Source organism: Deinococcus sp. AJ005 (assembly GCF_009017495.1).
In the GTDB taxonomy this organism is placed as follows: domain Bacteria; phylum Deinococcota; class Deinococci; order Deinococcales; family Deinococcaceae; genus Deinococcus.
Map to the genome: position 1 here is coordinate 227,715 of NZ_CP044990.1, position 17,308 is coordinate 245,022.

The window sequence follows — 17,308 nt, forward strand, 5'->3', positions numbered from 1 at the left end:
CTTCACCTCGCAGTCACGTCAATCCTCTGCGCGGTCACGCCGGGACCCAGGTCGAAAAAGAGCAATAGCGCCGGTTTGCTCATGCTCTGTGAATCTGAATCGGCGCTGCCTTCGTGGTAGAGGCTGCCAGGACTGGGGGCACTGCGGACGGCACTGGCAATGTTGGAGCGAATCTCGTGGGGCGGTCAGATGGCGGGTGGTGGTGTCCAGCGGGGGGTCTCTCCAGTGTGCCCGCGCCCGCCGTGCTAGCCTGCGTCCATCGCGCCATGATTTCGGCTCAGCAGAGCTGGAGACGGGCGACACAACCGCAGCAGTTGAGAGAGACCCTTCCTGACTGCCTCCAGGCCGCATTTTCTGGGCCACCGCTGCATTCAATATGACTGGCTCCCTTCCGGGCCGCATCACACGGAGATTTTCAAATGACCCAACCAGACGACACCAAGACCCCCCACTTGGAAGTAATTCCCCTCGGTGGGATGGGCGAGATTGGCAAGAACATCACCGCCTACCGCTACGAAGACGAGATCATGGTGGTGGACGCCGGACTGGCTTTTCCCGATTCGCACCAGATGGGCATCGACCTGATCATCCCGCGCATCGATTACCTTCAGCAGCACGCCGGAATGATCAAGGGCTGGATTCTGACCCACGGCCACGAAGATCACATTGGCGGCCTGCCGTACATCTTGCCCCGTTTGCCCAAAGTTCCGGTCTACGGTGCGCCGCTCACGCTGGGCCTGGTGCGCGAGAAGCTGTCCGAATTTGGCATCAAGGACCACGAAACCGATCTGCGCGAGGTGGACCTGAACGCCAAGTTCAAGATCGGCAAGCACTTTGAGATCGAGTACTTCCGCATGACGCACTCGATTCCCGACAACGCCGGGTACATCCTGACCACTCCTGCGGGCCGCGTGCTGCACACCGGGGATTTCAAGCTGGACGAGCATCCTGCCGACGGCAAACTGAGTGACCTGGGCCGCATCGAGCAGGCGGGCAAGGACGGCGTGCTGCTGCTGATCAGCGATTCCACCAACGCCGAGCGTCCGGGCCGTACCCCCAGCGAGGCCGAGATCGCCGTCAATCTGGAAGACGTGATTGCCAACTGCAAGGGCCGCGTGTTCCTGACCACCTTCGCGTCGCAGGTCAACCGGATTCAGAACATCCTGAACATCGCCCACCGCCAGAGCCGCCGCGTGATCATGGAAGGCCGCAGCATGCTGAAATACGCGCAGGTGGCGCAGGCCGTGGGTCACATGACCGCCCCCGATCCCTTCCTGACCAACGATGAAGTGGCCGGGATGCAGGACCAGCAGGTGCTGTACATCTGCACCGGGTCACAGGGCCAGCCCATGAGCGTGCTGAGCCGTCTGGCCTTCGGCAACCACGCCAAGATCGCCCTGCGCCGGGGCGACAGCGTGATCCTGTCCAGCAACCCCATTCCCGGCAACGAGGAAGCGGTCAATCTGGTCATCAACCGCCTGTACGAGATCGGTGTAGACGTGTATTACCCACCCGCCTACAAGATTCACGCCTCCGGCCACGGCAGCCAGGAAGAACTGGCCACCATTCTGAATCTGGCGCGGCCCAAGTTCTTCCTGCCCTGGCACGGCGAACCCCGCCACCAGATCAACCACGCCAAGCTGGCGCAGACGCTGCCCCGTCCGCCCAAGCGCACGCTGATCGCCAAGAACGGCGACGTGATCCAACTGAGCGCGGACGAGTTCAAGGTGACTGGCACCGTTCCCGCTGGGGCTGTGTACGTGGACGGTCTGGGTGTGGGCGATATCGGCGACGACGTGTTGCTTGACCGCGTGAACATGAGCCAGGAAGGCATCCTGATCATGACCGCCGTGCTGCATCCCACGCCGCATGTGGAAGTCGTCTCACGCGGCTTCGTGCGCGCCAACCGTGATCTGGACAACCAGATTCGCAAGGTGGCCCTGGAAGCCATTGAGCAGGGCGTGCGCGACAAGAAGCGCCTGGAAGACGTGCGCGACGATATGTATGGGGCCGTCCGGCGCTTTGTGCGGAAGGTGACGGGACGTAATCCGGTTTTGATTCCTTTGATTGTGGATTGAGGAAAGAAGTATCGGAGTGGGGCCAGTCGCGTGCTGGCCTCATTCTTTTTTGGTGTGGCGCGTGCGGGAAGTGCTGGCGGTGGTGGGGATGACGAGGTGTGAACAGTAGAGCGGCAAAAAGAAACCCCTCAGTCAGCTTCGCTGCCAGCTCCCCTCAAAAGGGAGCCAAGGAACGCGACTGACACAGCGATTCCGCAATCCTTGCCTCCCTTCTAAGGGGAGGTGCCCCGAAGGGGCGGAGGGGTCAAGCGGGCCGGGCAACCCCAGAATCAGACTTCTCAAAAGCCCTCTCCACCCCCGCATCCCCCACGTTTCCCCGCCCCATCCGCCCTATAATCGCGCGTATGGGCATCATTCCTTACGTGATCGAGCAGACTGGGCGCGGCGAGCGCAGCTATGACATTTACTCGCGCCTCCTCAAAGACCGGATTATTTTTGTGGGAACGCCCATCGAGTCGCAGATGGCGAACAGCATCGTGGCGCAATTGCTGCTGCTGGACAGCCAGAACCCCGAGCAGGAAATCCAGATGTACATCAATTGCCCCGGCGGCGAGGTCTACGCCGGGCTGGCGATTTACGACACCATGCGCTACATCAAAGCGCCCGTCTCCACCATCTGCGTCGGCATTGCCATGAGCATGGGCAGCGTGCTGCTGATGGCCGGGGATAAGGGCAAACGCATGGCGCTGCCCAACAGCCGGATCATGATCCATCAGGGTTCGGCGGGCTTCCGGGGCAACACCCCCGATCTGGAGGTGCAGGCCAAGGAAGTGCTGCATCTGCGCGACCGTCTGGTCAGCATCTACAACAAGCACACCGATCTGCCGCATGAAAAGCTGCTGCGTGACATGGAGCGCGATTACTTCATGTCGGCGGAAGAGGCCATGAAGTACGGCCTGATCGACAGCGTGATCGAGAACACCCGCCAGATCGAAGAGGTGGGCGCGTGACCACCAAAGCTGGCACCGGGGACCGCTGCTCGTTCTGCGGGCGGCAACACCCCCAGATCGCGCAACTGATCGAGGCTCCGGGCCGCGCGGCGTTCATCTGCAACGAATGCACGGACCGCGCCGCCGAACTGGTCAAGCAGAACAAGAAGGCGGGCAGCGAGTTCGTGCTGGAAGAACTGCCCAGCCCCAAGGAAATCAAGGCGTATCTGGATGAGTTCGTGATCGGTCAGGACGAGGCGAAGAAGGCGCTGGCGGTGGCGGTGGTCAGCCACTATCAACGTCTGGCGCACCCGGAAGTCAACCTCCAGAAGAGCAACATCTTGCTGGTCGGCCCCACTGGGACGGGCAAGACCCTGCTGGCGCAGTCGCTGGCCGAGATGCTGGAAGTGCCGTTCGCCATCGCCGATGCCACCACACTGACCGAAGCCGGGTACGTGGGCGACGACGTGGAGAACGTGATCGTGCGTCTGTTGCAGGCTGCCGAATACGATGTGGCGGCAGCCGAGCGCGGCATCATCTACATCGACGAGATCGACAAGATCGCCCGCAAGTCCGAGGGCACCAGCATCACTCGCGACGTGTCCGGCGAGGGCGTGCAGCAGGCCCTGCTCAAGATCATCGAGGGGACCGTGGCGCAGGTGCCGCCGCAGGGGGGCCGCAAGCACCCGCAGCAGGAGCTGGTGCAGGTCAACACCAAGAATATCCTGTTCATCGTGGGCGGAGCCTTCGAGAGCATGTCTGAGATTGCGCGCAGCCGTACCAACGTGCGCGCGGTGGGCTTCGGCGCAGAACACAAGGGCGAGGAGAAGGCCGAGTTGCGCTTCCTGCCCGAGGACCTTGTGAAGTACGGCCTGATCCCGGAGTTCGTGGGCCGCCTGCCGCTGGTGGTGCAGCTTCAGGATCTGGACGAGGACGCCCTCATCCGCATCCTGACCGAGCCGCAGGGCGCGATCATCCGGCAGTATCAGGCGCTGTTCGGCTTTCAGGACGTGGACCTGAGCTTCACTGAATCTGCTCTGAAAGAAGTCGCCCACCGCGCAAAAGAGCGCAAGACTGGGGCGCGTGGTCTGCGGGCGGTGCTAGAGAAAGCCATGACCGATCTGCTGTTCGAGCTGCCCTTTCCGGGCCTGAAAGAGCTGCGCTTCGATGGTGAGAATATCGATGCTCCGCTGGAATTACTTGAGTCGAAGGGACTCAAGAAGTCTGCGTAGAAAAGGCAACGAAGCTTACAGCATCCCCGCGCGGTGACTCCTAGAATCCTGGGACACCCTGCGGGGGTGTCGTTTTCTGAGGTGGCCCCGCGTTAAGCTGATCTATTCATCTGTCCCGCCACGGCGGTGGCAGTTCCAAGGAGCAAAAATGATCTGGGAACTTCCCGTAGTTGCACTGAGAAACATCGTGATCCTGCCCGGCGTCACCATGAACGTGGACGTGGGCCGTCCCAAGAGCAAGCGCGCCGTGGATGAAGCCCAGGCATCGGATCGCCGCGTGCTGCTGCTGACCCAGCGTGACGCCCGCACCGACGATCCCACCAAGGCTGAGCTGTATGACATGGGCGTGCTGGCCGTGGTCAAGCAGGTCGTCCGCATGCCCGACAACACCTATCAGGTGCTGATCGAGGCCCAGGAACGCGCTGCCGTGCAGGACGAGGTGAATGCCCCCTATATGCGGGTGCGCGCCGAAACCCAGCCCACCCCCGAAGACGACAGCCGCGAAGCCGTGGTGCTGACCACCGAGGTCAAGTCGGCCTTCGAGGAGTACCAGCGCCAGAACAAGAATCTGCGCCTGGACAACTACCAGCTTGAGGGCATGAAGGCCCTGACCGACGGGGGCGCGCTGTCCGATCAGGTCGCGCACCACGCCACCTGGACGCCCGAGGAAAAGCAGGAAATCCTGGAGTCCGTGACCCTGCGTGCCCGCCTGGAAGCCACCCTCAAGCTCCTGACCCGCGATACCGAGCGCTTCAATATGGACAAGAAGATCGCCGGACGCGTCAAGGAGCAGATGGACGCCAACCAGCGCGAGTACTACCTGCGCGAGCAGATGAAGGCGATTGGCAAGGAGCTGGGCGGCGGCGAGGACGGCCCTGCCGAAGTCGAGGCCCTGCGCGAGAAGATTGAAGAGGCTGGAATGCCCGAATCGGTCAAGGAAAAGGCCCTCAAGGAACTGCTGCGCCTGGAACGCACTCCTGGCGGCAGCCCCGAAAGCACCGTGGTCCGCAACTACATCGACTGGCTGGTGGACGTGCCGTGGAGCAAGCGCGACGAGGAAGTGCTGGACATCGCCCGCACACGCGGCATTCTGGACGATGACCACTACGCGCTGGACGACGTCAAGGACCGCATCCTGGAATTCCTGGCCGTGCGTCAGCTCACCCACAAGGAAGGCGAGAGCGAGGAACAACGCAAGGAACGCACCGCCGAGGAGCGCACCGACGACGCCGAGCTACGCGCGCCGATCCTGTGTCTGGTCGGCCCTCCCGGCGTGGGCAAGACCTCGCTGGGCAAGAGCATCGCCCGCAGCCTCAACCGCAAATTCGTCCGCATGAGCTTGGGCGGCGTGCGCGACGAGTCCGAAGTGCGCGGCCACCGCCGCACCTACATTGGCTCAATGCCGGGCCGGATCATCCAGTCGATGAAGAACGCGGGTGTGACCAACCCGGTGATCCTGCTGGACGAGATCGACAAGATGAGCAGCGACTGGCGCGGCGATCCCAGCAGCGCCATGCTGGAAGTGCTCGACCCGGAACAGAACCACACCTTTCAGGACCACTACCTGGAAGTCCCCTACGACCTGTCACAGGTGATGTTCATCACGACGGCCAACACCCTCCAGACCATTCCCCGCCCACTGCTGGACCGCATGGAAATCATCCAGATTCCCGGTTACACCCAGCCGGAAAAGGTGGAAATCGCCCGCCGTTACCGTGTGCCGCGCCAGATCAAGAGCCACGGCCTTCTGGGTAAGCTGGAGATCACCGATGCCGCGCTGAACCGGATCGTCGAGGAATACACCGCCGAGAGTGGAGTCCGCAACCTGGACCGCCAGATCAGCAAGCTGGCCCGTAAGTCGGCCCGCGAGCTGCTGGAGAAAGCCTGGGACGGCGTGAAGATCATCGACGCCGCGCAGGTCTCCGATTACCTGGGTGTGCCGCTGCACCGCCCCGACAAGATGGAGAAAGAACCGCAGGTGGGCGTGGCACAGGGTCTGGCCTGGACCAGCGTGGGCGGCACCATGTTGCTCGTTGAGGCTCTGGCCACCCCCGGCAGCGGCAAGATCAGCATGACCGGCTCGCTGGGCGACGTGATGAAGGAAAGTGTGGGGGCGGCGGTCGCCTACCTGCGCGCCCACGCCGCCGAGTACGGCGCAGACCCCGACTTCCACAAGAACATGGATTTGCACGTCCACTTCCCCGATGGTGCGACGCCCAAGGACGGCCCCAGCGCGGGCATCACGATTGCCACCGCTGTGATCAGCGCCATCACGGGCCGCCCGGTTCGCATGGACGTGGCGATGACCGGCGAGATCAGCCTGCGCGGGCGGGTGCTGCCCATCGGCGGCCTCAAGGAAAAACTGCTGGCCGCGCACCAGGGCGGAATCCGCGAGGTCATCTTCCCCAAGGACAACGAACCCAACCTTCAGGACGTGCCGGAAAGCATTCGCGGCGACCTGAAGCTGCACCCCGCCGAACGCGTGGGCGAGGTGCTGAAGCTGTTGCTGCTGCCCAAACCGGAAGGCACTCAGCCCACCATGCCCCCCTCTCAGAGTAAGACCGTGACCCAGCCGGGGGCATAAGTCAGAACAGTTAAAAGCCGCCTCACCAGTTTGTTGGCGAGGCGGCTTTTCTGTGCTTTGTCGGGGATCAGCGCTTGCTTCTGCCCAGACTGGCCGCGCCGCCGTAGCTTCCGGTTTCTGGCGTGCTGGTGGCTGCGGCCCTTCCCGGCTCGGCCCAGTTGGTACTTTTGCCCGTTGCAGACGAGACAGGCGGCGGGCTGTAGCCAGCCTGTGGCTGGTTCCCGGCGGAAGCCCCCCCGGCGTCGTTGGCAAGGCGGGCAAATTCCTTGGGATCGACGGAACGTGAGGCCCCCACATCGAAGGTGATCATACGGCGGCGGTACAGGTTGGCCAGAAAGGCGTCCATCGTCACCATGCCCTCGCGTGCGCCAGTCTGCATCACGCTGGTGATCTGGTACGTTTTGCCCTCGCGGATCAGGGCGCGCACGGCGGGATTGGCGATCAGCAGCTCGTAGGCCAGGATACGGCCCTGCCCGTCCAGACGCGGCAGCAACTGCTGGGTCATCACCGCCACCAGGTTGTTGGCGAGCTGCACCCGGATCTGTTCCTGCTGCTCTTCGGGGAACACGTCCACGATTCGGTCGATGGATTCCGGGGCACTGTTGGTGTGCAGCGTGCCCATCACCAGATGCCCGGTTTCGGCAGCGGTCACGGCGGCCTTGATCGTCTCGTGGTCACGCATTTCCCCCACCAGGATCACGTCGGGGGCCTGACGCAGCGCCGCGCGCAGGGCATTTTCAAAGCTCATGGTGTCCGAGCCGACCTCGCGCTGGTTGACGATGCTCTGCTTGTGTGAGTGCATGAACTCGATGGGGTCTTCGATGGTCACGATATGCAGTTTCTTGTTGGCGTTGATGTAATCCAGCATGGCCGCCAGCGTGGTGCTTTTCCCCGAACCCGTCGGCCCGGTGACCAGCACCAGCCCGCGCGGCGCGTTGGCGATATCGACGACGCTCTGTGGCAGTCCCATCTCGGCGGCGCTCTTGATCTTGGTGGGAATCAGGCGCATCACGCCGCCCACGTTGCCGCGCTGCATGAAGCAGTTGACGCGGAAGCGGGCGCGGTCCCCCAGCGCGAAAGAAAAGTCCAGCTCGCGGCGTTCCTCGAAGGTGCGCTGCTGTTTCTCGTTCATCATCGAGTACATCAGCTTGCGGGTCTCGGTGGGCACCAGATCGGCGAAACCTTGCGGGCCGTACACGCCGTCGATCTTGAACTGCGGGGCCATGCCCACGGTCAGGATCACGTCGGACGCGCCCTTCTCGGCGGCGGTTCGCAGGATGTCGGTGATGTCGGCGGAGGGCTGGGTCATGGATTGCTCCTTCGGAGGGTCAAAAGGTCTGAGGGTCTGGAAGTCGAAGAGTCAAGCGGAAGATCTGGGGCTAATTGCTGGTCACAGCCAGCACTTCTTCCAGGGTGGTGATGCCCTTGAGGGCCTTCTCGATCCCGTCCTGGCGCAGGGTTTTCATGCCGCTCTTCTCCAGGGCCACGTCGCGGATTTCGGTGGCAGGCTTGCCTGTCCCGATGGCCACACGCAGCGGTTCGTCCACCACCATCAGCTCGTGGATGCCCATGCGGCCCTTGTAGCCGGTGCCGCCGCAACGCGCACAGCCCGCGCCGCGCATCAGTTGTGCGCCGCGCAGGTCGCGGTCGGTGATGCCCAGTCGGCGCAGCACGTCCGGGTCCGCGTTGGTGGGGGCCTTACAGTCGGGGCAGACCTTGCGGACCAGGCGCTGGGCCAGCACGCCCACCACCGAGGCGCTGATATTGAACGGCTCCACGCCCATTTCCTCCAGGCGCACGATGGCACCGGGTGCGTCGTTGGTGTGCAGCGTCGCCAACACCAGGTGACCAGTCAGGGCGGCTTCCACGGCAATCTTGGCCGTTTCGGTGTCCCGGATTTCCCCCACGAAGATAATGTCGGGGTCCTGCCGCAAAAAGGCGCGCAGGGCGCGGGCAAACGTCAGGCCCGCCACCGGGTTGACCTGGGTCTGGATGATGCCGGGAATCTCGTATTCCACCGGGTCCTCGATGGTGGTGGTGTTCTTCTCGGGCTTGGCGATGCGCTTGAGGGTGGAAAAACTGGTAAACGACTTGCCCGAACCCGTCGGCCCGGTGATCAGGAAGATGCCGTTGGGCTTGTCGATCACGTCCAGGTAGCGCTGGAAGTTGTGGTCGCTGAAGCCCAGTTGTTCGACTTCGGGGATGTTGCTGGCCTTCTGGAGCAGTCGCATCACGGCTTTCTCGCCGTAGACAGTGGGCAGGGTGGACAGACGCAGATCGATGTCGATGCTGCCCTTCTTGAAACGCACGCGTCCGTCCTGCGGCACCCGCCGCTCGGAAATGTCGAGGTTACCCATGATCTTGATGCGTGCCAGGATGCTCTGTGCGGCCCCCTTGGGCAGCTCGTTCTGCTCGCGCAGGATGCCGTCCACGCGGTAGCGGATACGCAGGCTGAATTCGGTGGGTTCGATGTGGATGTCGCTGGCTTCCTGCAAGGCCGCCTCGCGGATTAGGCCGTCCACCACCTTGACCACGGCGTTGTCGTCGAATCCGGCGTTCACGTCGACGTCGTTGCCGCGTTTGGCATCCTTCTCGCGTTGCAGGGACTCGGTCTGGAGGCGCTGGTTCAGGTCCGCCATGCCCTGGTTGCCGAAGTAGCGCTCGATCAGCCGGATGATGTCCTTTTCCGCCATCACGGCGGGAATGATGTCGCGCCCGGTGATCAATTTCAGATCGTCCAGCGCAAACACGTTGCGCGGGTCCTTCATGGCGATGACCAGCGACTCGCCCTGCAACCGGACCGGCACCACGCCGTAGCGCCGTGCGGTGGGTTCAGGGATCAGCAGGGCCACCTTGGCGTCTGGGGGATTCTGGACTGGATCAAGGAATTCGTAGCCCAGTTGCGCGGCCAGCGAGCGCGCCAGCATCTCCGGCGACAGTTTGCCCGACTGCACCAGGGTGTCTTCCAGGCGTCCTCCGCCCACGTTCTGCTTTTGCAGGGCGCTGTCGATCGCGCTGGCGTCGGCAAAGCCCAGGTCCAGAATGACCTCGCCCAGCGGCTTGACCTTGCCCGCGCGGGCCTGCACCTGCAACGCCTCACGCAGTTGCTGGCGCGACAGGGTGCCTTCCTGCACCATCTGCTCGCCCAGACGGCCACGCTGAGGGTAAAAGCGCTCGGTCAGGAATTCCAGATCGCGGGGCCGCGCTAAGATGAGCTGGATGGGCCGCCCGATCAGCGCGGCGATGTCATCACGCTTGCGCGGGTCACTGGTGACCACCACCACATGTTCATCGGTCTCGTCGACGGGCACGGCGGACAGGCGCAGAGCGTCGGCCCGCAGCATGCTGCCCAGCACGTCCTCTGCGGGCTGGAAGTCGCGCGGATTTTTCAGGTAGATGACGTCGCTTTGCTCGGCCAGCAGTTCATAGAGCTGGTCTTCCGTAATGGCCTTCTGGGCCACCAGCGTGTTGCCCAGCGCCTCGCCAGTCTGCTGCTGGGCGTCCAGGGCCACCTGAAGCTGCGCGTCGGTGACCAGCCCGCGTGCGATCAGTGCCTGCCCCAGTTGCCCGCCCGGCCCTTCCTCGCCAAAATCGGCGGGCGCGACGGGGGTCAGTCCCAGTTCTGGGTAGTGTGTGGCCACCGCCCACAGTACCTGCTCGCGCAGCGCCTGATACGGCTCGATGGGCAGGTTGCTGTCGTCCTCCAGCGTTTCCAGCGCCAGACTGGACAGCGGGTCGACCAGGGCCACACGCAGCACGCCGTTTTCCAGTGCAAACGGGATGGCCTGCAAATTCAGCGCCGTCTGGGCCGGGATCGCCGCCACCGCTGCCGGGTCCGGCGTGATCGCCAGCAGGTTGACCAGCGGAATGCCCAGCGCTTCCTCGATGGCCCGCGCAATGCGTTTTTCCCCCACCAGCCCGGTGTCGATTAAAATCTCAGCCAGCCGTCCGCCGACTTCGGAGTGGCGGACCAGCGCCTTTTGCAGATCGCCGTCGTTGACGTAGCCCTGTTCGAGCAGAATCGCGCCCAGTCGGCGGTCACCGATAGAAAGTGCCATGTCGTTCCTCCTTGCCGTGCAGATTGAAGCGGTTGAGACTGAAGTCGTGTGGTGGGTGGTCGGGTGCTGTGTAAGTGGCGATGTGAGGGGAAAGATGCGGCTCAGGTCTTCCAGTCATGCCCGTACCTCCGCAGGACCACCCGTTCGAGTTGCCGTGCCACCCGCGTGTGCGGCAGCGAATTGCTGACGATGGGCCGCACCAGAATGGTGTGCATGCCGCTGAGATTGCCGCCCAGCACGTCGGTGAACAGTTGATCGCCCACCATGCCGGTCTGGTGCGCGGGCAGGCCCAGCTCGGCCAGCGCGCGGCGGTAAGCGCGGGGATGCGGTTTGCCCGCCAGCCCCACCCCCGAAAAGCCCAGCCGCTCCAGCCAGAAGGCGGCGCGGCGTCCGGTGGCGTTGCTCAGCAGGTACAGGCCAATCCCTGAATCGCGCAATTCGCGTGCCCAGCGGAACATCCCGGCGGCGGCGGCTTCCTCGTAGCTGCCGTAGGGAACGAGCGTGTTGTCGAGGTCCAGCAGCAAGCCGCGCAGCCCCCGCCGCGCCAGAAACTCGGGGGTGAGGCTCTGAATGTCGTCGATCAGGTCATCGGGGCGCAGCAGACTCATGCCTGTCCCCCAGTTTGCAGGCCGATGACTGCCCACATCCGCCCGGTTTTCCCGGCGTCGCGGCGGTACGAGTAGAAGTCGGTTTCGGTAGAGCAGCGCCCACTGAGCCAGATGTTTTCTTCCGAAATTCCGGCCTCCAGCAACACGGCCCGGTTTGCGCCCGCCAGATCGAGATGGGGTTGTTCCCCTCGTGTCAGCACGAACTCCCCCAGCCCTGCCGCCGCAAATTTCGCCGCCACATCCGCCCCTACGCCGTAACGTTCTTCGCAGATGCCGGGGCCGACGGCGGCGCGAATACGTTCAGGCCGTGCGCCCAGCTCGCACATCGCCTGCACCGTCTTCTCCGCAATGCGTCCCAGCGTACCCTTCCAGCCCGCGTGGGCCGCGCCGATCACGCCTGCCTCCAAATCTTCGAGCAGCAGCGGATAGCAGTCCGCCGTGCCAATCGCCAGCAGCACGCTGGGGGTGGCACTCACCAGCGCGTCGCCGATCCAGTCGCCTGGGCCATCCACCACGATCACGTCCGTTCCATGCACCTGATCCAGCCGCGCAAACTGCGCCGCGTCAAAGCCCAGCGCGGTGGCCAGACGGCGGCGGTTCTCGGCCACCATTTCCGCGTCGTCCTCACGCTCATCCAGGTTCAGACCTCCACCTGTTCCGGCACCGTATGGACCCACCGAAACGCCGCCAGCACGCGTGGAAAAGGCGTGTGGTGTTTGCAGATGTGGTGCGGTCAACAGCATCAGTTGCTCAGTATCCCCTTGCATGTCTCACTGGATTCTGACGGTTTGTGCCCCCATCCGGGGGAAGGCAGGGCGCAATCGCCGGGAAGCCACGCTGCGCCCTGCTTGCACCCACTCCAACCTCTGCCCGCCCAGCGGCGCTAAAGTCCTGTGGATGAGCGTGCAAATTGATCTGAGCAACAAGACGGCCCTGGTAATGGGCGTGGCGAACGGGCGCAGCCTGGGCTGGGCGATTGCCGAGCAACTGCTCTTGGCAGGCTGCCGGGTGGGGTTTTCCTACCAGGGCGAGCGCCTCAAGGGCGAGCTGGACAAGCTGCTGAAGGACAGAGAGGGCGTGTGGACTCAGCAGGCCGACGCGACTTCCGAGGAAGACCTGAGCGCCCTGTTCGCCCGCACAAAAGAAGAATTCGGCGGGCTGGATTATCTGGTCCACGCCATCGCCTACGCGCCGCGTAACGCGATGGAAGGCCGCTTTGTGGACACCACGCCGGAAGACTGGAACACTTCCCTGCACGTCAGCGCCTACTCGCTGGTGGCCATCTGCCGCCACGCCGAACCCCTGTTCCGCGAGGGCAGCAGCGTGGTCAGCCTGACCTACCACGCCTCGCAACAGGTGGTTCCCAAGTACAACGTGATGGGCGTGGCCAAGGCGGCGCTGGAGGCCGCCACCCGCTATCTGGCCGCCGACTTCGGTTCCCGCGAGATTCGGATCAACACCATCAGCGCCGGGCCGATGCGGACCATCGCTGCTCGCAGCATCCCCGGTTTTGGCGGGCTATATGACAAGGGCGCACGCAACGCCGCCTTTGGGCGCAACGCCACGTCTCAGGAAGTTGGCAAGCTGGCCCTGTTCCTGCTTTCCGATCTGGGCAGCGGCGTGACGGGTCAGACCATGTACGTGGACGCGGGTCTGAGCATCATGACGGTGAAGGAAGACTGATCCGGGGACTCTGAAGCGTTCTCGGCACTCAGATCAAGGGCTTCTGCCCAGCGCTCAGGTTATCGGTCAGATGAGCCTGGGATGGGCTGAATCCAGGCAGAGCTAGGCAGAGACCACTGGCTGGCGGCGGTTGAAAGCTTGCGGTACAGACACTCTGAGGTGGAAACTCGCTGCACCGCTTCAGTCTGCGCCCTGCCATCATCATGCAGATCGCGGTTGAAACTCTGAATTGAATCCGATTGGAAACTACCGCGCTGCGTCTCCAGGAGGATTCCCTCGCCCATCTGGACCCGCTGGATCCCGATGCTAGAAGTTCAGGGCCAGAAGCGGGGCGGGGCCTGTGGGCGTCCCTCCTGTGGTGGCCCAGGGTTCAACTCCTCCTCAGATGGGATTAAGGCGTATTATGAAGATGTGACCTCCCCCTGCATTCTGATCATCGAAGACGATCTGGACATCGCCAACGTCCTGAAAATGGACCTGACCGACGCCGGGTTCGAGGTCGAGCATGCCGATTCGGCCATGAACGGGCTGATCAAGGCCCGCGAAGAGCATCCCGCGCTGATTCTGCTGGACCTGGGTCTGCCCGACTTTGACGGCGGCGACGTGGTGCAGCGCCTGCGTAAAAACAGTGCGGTGCCGATCATCGTTTTAACCGCCCGTGACACTGTGGACGAGAAGGTGCGGCTGCTGGGCCTAGGCGCGGACGACTACCTGATCAAGCCCTTCCACCCCGACGAATTGCTGGCCCGCGTCAAGGTGCAACTGCGCCAGCGCACCACCGAGAGCCTGAGCATGGGCGACCTGACCCTGGACCCGCAGAAGCGGCTGGTGACCTACAAGGCCGAGGAACTGCGCCTGTCGCCCAAGGAATTCGACATCCTGGCGCTGCTGATCCGCCAGCCGGGCCGGGTGTACTCGCGCCAGGAGATCGGTCAGGAAATCTGGCAGGGCCGCTTGCCGGAAGGCAGCAACGTGGTGGACGTGCATATGGCCAACTTGCGGGCCAAGCTGCGCGATCTGGACGGCTACGGCCTGCTGCGGACCGTGCGCGGTGTGGGCTACGCCCTGCGCGGCTAGAGGTTTGAGTCCGAGAACCGTGGATTCTAAAACTGTGGGTGTAACAACGGCCTTTCATGTCAAACGCTGTCCGAGTAGGAAGAGGGTAGGCAGTCTGCGTGCGTCCGGCAAGTTCTTCAGCTCTGCCCGGAGTGACACTCTTTTGATAACTACCCCTCTAGGCTGCCTCACCTGATATGAATACCGCCACTGGTTCCGCCGCCGCTGCCGCCCCCTTTTCCGGGGTAGACGCCGCCGCGCTGCTGTCGGCCCTGCCCGATCCCACCGTCTGGGTGAGCGCGGGCGGCGAGTTTGTACTGAACGCTGCCGCGCGTGAACGCCTGGGGGCGGTGGATGGGCAGACCCAGAACTGGACCGCCCTGTTTCTGCCCGACGCTGCCCAGGCCCTGCGGGACGCGACGGCGCTGGCGGTAATGGGCACGCCGTCGCGCCTGTCGGTGACCATGCCCGGCGCGGTGGCCCCGGCGCTGGCCACCGTGACCCCCGCTGGGCCGGGGGCGGCGCTGCTGCATTTCCGGGAGTCGCACGATCCGCTGGAAGTCGCGCTGGACATCATGGACCGCATGGGGCTGGGCATGACTGTGCAGGGGGCAGACACCCAGATCCTGCACGCCAATGCCGCGGCGGCGACTATTCTGGGTCTCAGCCCTGATCAACTGACCGGGCGCGATTCGCTGGATCCGCGCTGGCGGGCCATCCACCCGAACGGCAAGTCCTTTCCCGGCGAGACCCATCCGGCCATCGTGGCGCTGAAAACCGGGCAGCCCCTGCTGGACGTGCCGATGGGCGTCTATCATCCTGCCGCCGAGCAGTGGCGCTGGCTGAAGGTCACGGCCATTCCGCGCCGCGCGCCGGGCCTGGCCCAGCCCGAACAGGTCACCACCATTTTCGCCGATGTCACCGCCCAGCGCCATACCAGCGAGGAGTTGAGCCGCAGTGAGCAACGTTTCCGCTCGTTGGTGGAGGCTACCGCGCAGATCGTGTTCACGACGGATAAGCTGGGCAACTTCTCTGGACCGCAACCCGACTGGGAGGCTTTTACCGGACAGGACGCCGAACAGGCCCTGAATCCGGCGGTGGCCATCGAGGCGATTCACCCTGAAGACCGTGACCAGACCCTGCGGGGGTGGGCAGAGGCGCTGAAAAGCGGGCAGCCCCACGACATCGAACATCGCCTGCGCCGCAGGGACGGCGTCTATGTGCCCATGCAGATTCGCGCGGTGCCGCTGCGCAGTGCCGACGGCAGCGTGCGCGAGTGGATCGGGGCCTATACCGATGTCAGCGCCATGCGGGGGGCCGAGGCTGCCCTGAGAGCTTTGAACGCCGAACTGGAAGGCCGCGTGGCGGTCCGCACCCAGGAACTGGCCGAGGTCACGCGCTTTTCCACGCTGCTGCTCACTGCTGCGGGCGAGGGCGTGTTTGGGCTGGACGCCTCGGGCCGCACCACCTTCGCCAACCCAGCGGCGGCGCGGCTGCTGGGCTACAGCGTCGAGCGCCTGATCGGCAGCCAGCAGCACGCGCTGATCCACCACAGCCGCGCCGACGGCACGCCGTATCCGGTGGAGGAATGTCCGGTTCACCAGACCCTGCGCGACGGCCAGACCCGCCGTCTGGACCACGATGTGCTGTGGCACGCCCAGGGGCACGCGGTCCCGGTGGCAAGCGTGGTCACGCCGCTGTTCTCGGCGGCAGGCACGGTGACGGGCGCGGTGCTGATGGTGCAGGACATCGCCGAGAGATTGCGTGCCCAGAGCCAGTTGCAGGAGGCCATCGAGGATCTGGAGCGCAGCAACACCGATCTGGAACAGTTCGCCTATGTCGCCAGCCATGACCTGCAAGAGCCGCTGCGGACGCTGGGCAGCTACGCCGAGCTGCTGGGCCGGCGCTACGAGGGCCAGCTCGATGACCGCGCGGACCGCTATCTGGGGTTCATGCAGGACGCGGTGGGCCGGATGCGTGGTCTGATCCAGGATCTGCTGGAATTCTCGCGGGTGGGCCGGGGCGAGAGCGTGCCCACAGCGCTGAATCTGGACGATGCCATGCGGGCTGCCGCCGACAGTGTGGGGGCCGCCCTGCACAGCAACATAGACGAGAACGACGAGGAAGGTGGGGACAGCCTGAGCTGGGACACTCCCGACACCGTGCTGGCCCACGCGCCGCTGATTGCTCCGCTATTGACCAACCTGATCGGCAACGCCCTGAAGTTCACCGCGCCAGGCCAGCCTGCGCGCGTGCGGGTGGAGTCGCGCCAAGACGGCGAGATGGTGTATATCACCGTGCAGGACAACGGCATCGGCATTGCGCTGGAGTATCAGGAACGGGTGTTCGATATCTTCCAGCGGCTGCACCGCCGCGAGGATTACGCCGGGAACGGAATGGGGCTGGCAATTTGTCGTAAGATCGTGGAGCATCACGGGGGAACGCTGTGGCTGGAATCCACGCCGCTGCCTGCCCCGGACCACGGCACCACCTTTCATTTCACGCTGCCCGCCGCCGCGCAGTCTTTAGATTCCCACCCGCCAGATCCAGATTCCCACCCATCAGATGCAGGACCCGCACCGACCACAGACCCCCACCATGCCTGAAACTGCCCCTGCCCCCTACATGCGCCCGGTCGAGATTCTTCTCGTCGAGGACAGCGAACCCGACATCCTGCTGACCCTGGAAGCCTTCGAGGAAGCCCGCGTGCCCAACCGGCTGCATGTGGCCCGCGACGGCGTGGAGGCGCTGCGTTTTCTGCGCGGAGAGGGCGAGTACGCCGGCTCTCCGCGCCCGGACCTGATCCTGATGGACATCAACATGCCGCGCAAGAACGGCCTGGAAGTGCTGCGCGAGATCAAGACCGACGCCGGACTGGGCAGCATCCCGGTGCTGATGCTCACCACCAGTCAGGCCGATGAGGACGTTCGCAGTTCTTACGAGCGCCACGCCAGCGGCTATATGGTCAAGCCGGTGGGCTTTGAGAACTTCCTGCACGCCGTCCGCGCCTTCGAGAACTTCTGGTTGACCTTCGTGCGCTTTCCGCCGCGCCTGTAGAAAATCACTTTCCCAGCCCCCTT

General features: G+C 64.1%; 12 protein-coding genes. 8 read left to right on the plus strand and 4 right to left on the minus strand.

Features of this window, described 5'->3' with window-relative positions:
• The first annotated feature begins 419 nt into the window (after positions 1 to 419).
• The 4 genes from DAAJ005_RS03160 to lon all read left to right on the plus strand — a co-directional run bounded on the left by DAAJ005_RS03160 (position 420) and on the right by lon (position 6,823).
• Complete coding sequence (locus tag DAAJ005_RS03160) at positions 420 to 2,078, plus strand: ribonuclease J (protein WP_151845846.1); 1,659 nt, start codon at positions 420 to 422, stop codon at positions 2,076 to 2,078.
• Between the two features lie 344 nt (positions 2,079 to 2,422).
• Positions 2,423 to 3,028 carry an ATP-dependent Clp protease proteolytic subunit gene (clpP, locus tag DAAJ005_RS03165; RefSeq protein ID WP_188971500.1) on the plus strand — a complete coding sequence of 202 codons (606 nt, stop codon included), beginning with the start codon at positions 2,423 to 2,425 and terminating at the stop codon, positions 3,026 to 3,028.
• Entirely contained in the window at positions 3,025 to 4,239 is a 1,215-nt protein-coding gene (clpX, locus tag DAAJ005_RS03170; protein WP_151845848.1) for an ATP-dependent Clp protease ATP-binding subunit ClpX, read from the plus strand. The genes clpP and clpX overlap by 4 nt, the downstream gene beginning before the upstream one ends.
• Before the next feature lie 148 nt (positions 4,240 to 4,387).
• Entirely contained in the window at positions 4,388 to 6,823 is a 2,436-nt protein-coding gene (lon, locus tag DAAJ005_RS03175) for an endopeptidase La (RefSeq protein ID WP_151845849.1), read from the plus strand.
• A gap of 67 nt (positions 6,824 to 6,890) precedes the next feature.
• Here lon and DAAJ005_RS03180 read toward each other — a convergent pair whose 3' ends face one another.
• The 4 genes from DAAJ005_RS03180 to pgeF all read right to left on the minus strand — a co-directional run bounded on the left by DAAJ005_RS03180 (position 6,891) and on the right by pgeF (position 12,256).
• Complete coding sequence (locus DAAJ005_RS03180) at positions 6,891 to 8,132, minus strand: type IV pilus twitching motility protein PilT (RefSeq protein WP_151845850.1); 1,242 nt, start codon at positions 8,130 to 8,132, stop codon at positions 6,891 to 6,893.
• Between the two features lie 70 nt (positions 8,133 to 8,202).
• Positions 8,203 to 10,881, minus strand: a complete 2,679-nt coding sequence (locus DAAJ005_RS03185) for a type II/IV secretion system protein (protein ID WP_151845851.1) — start codon at positions 10,879 to 10,881, stop codon at positions 8,203 to 8,205.
• 101 nt (positions 10,882 to 10,982) lie between these two features.
• Positions 10,983 to 11,489 carry a YqeG family HAD IIIA-type phosphatase gene (locus DAAJ005_RS03190; RefSeq protein ID WP_151845852.1) on the minus strand — a complete coding sequence of 169 codons (507 nt, stop codon included), beginning with the start codon at positions 11,487 to 11,489 and terminating at the stop codon, positions 10,983 to 10,985.
• Positions 11,486 to 12,256, minus strand: coding sequence for a peptidoglycan editing factor PgeF (gene pgeF / locus DAAJ005_RS03195; RefSeq protein WP_151845853.1), 771 nt, complete (start codon positions 12,254 to 12,256; stop codon positions 11,486 to 11,488). Before pgeF ends, DAAJ005_RS03190 begins: the two co-directional genes overlap by 4 nt.
• A 130-nt stretch (positions 12,257 to 12,386) precedes the next feature.
• Between pgeF and DAAJ005_RS03200 the strand changes: the two genes are divergently transcribed.
• The 4 genes from DAAJ005_RS03200 (at position 12,387) to DAAJ005_RS03215 (ending at position 17,285) form a co-directional block, all read left to right on the plus strand.
• Positions 12,387 to 13,172 carry an enoyl-ACP reductase gene (locus DAAJ005_RS03200; RefSeq protein WP_151845854.1) on the plus strand — a complete coding sequence of 262 codons (786 nt, stop codon included), beginning with the start codon at positions 12,387 to 12,389 and terminating at the stop codon, positions 13,170 to 13,172.
• Between the two features lie 471 nt (positions 13,173 to 13,643).
• Positions 13,644 to 14,249, plus strand: coding sequence for a response regulator transcription factor (locus DAAJ005_RS03205; protein WP_051655150.1), 606 nt, complete (start codon positions 13,644 to 13,646; stop codon positions 14,247 to 14,249).
• A 176-nt stretch (positions 14,250 to 14,425) separates the two neighbouring features.
• Positions 14,426 to 16,834, plus strand: coding sequence for a PAS domain S-box protein (locus tag DAAJ005_RS03210; RefSeq protein ID WP_151845855.1), 2,409 nt, complete (start codon positions 14,426 to 14,428; stop codon positions 16,832 to 16,834).
• Positions 16,827 to 17,285, plus strand: coding sequence for a response regulator (locus DAAJ005_RS03215; protein WP_192930840.1), 459 nt, complete (start codon positions 16,827 to 16,829; stop codon positions 17,283 to 17,285). Before DAAJ005_RS03210 ends, DAAJ005_RS03215 begins: the two co-directional genes overlap by 8 nt.
• Positions 17,286 to 17,308: the final 23 nt, after the last annotated feature.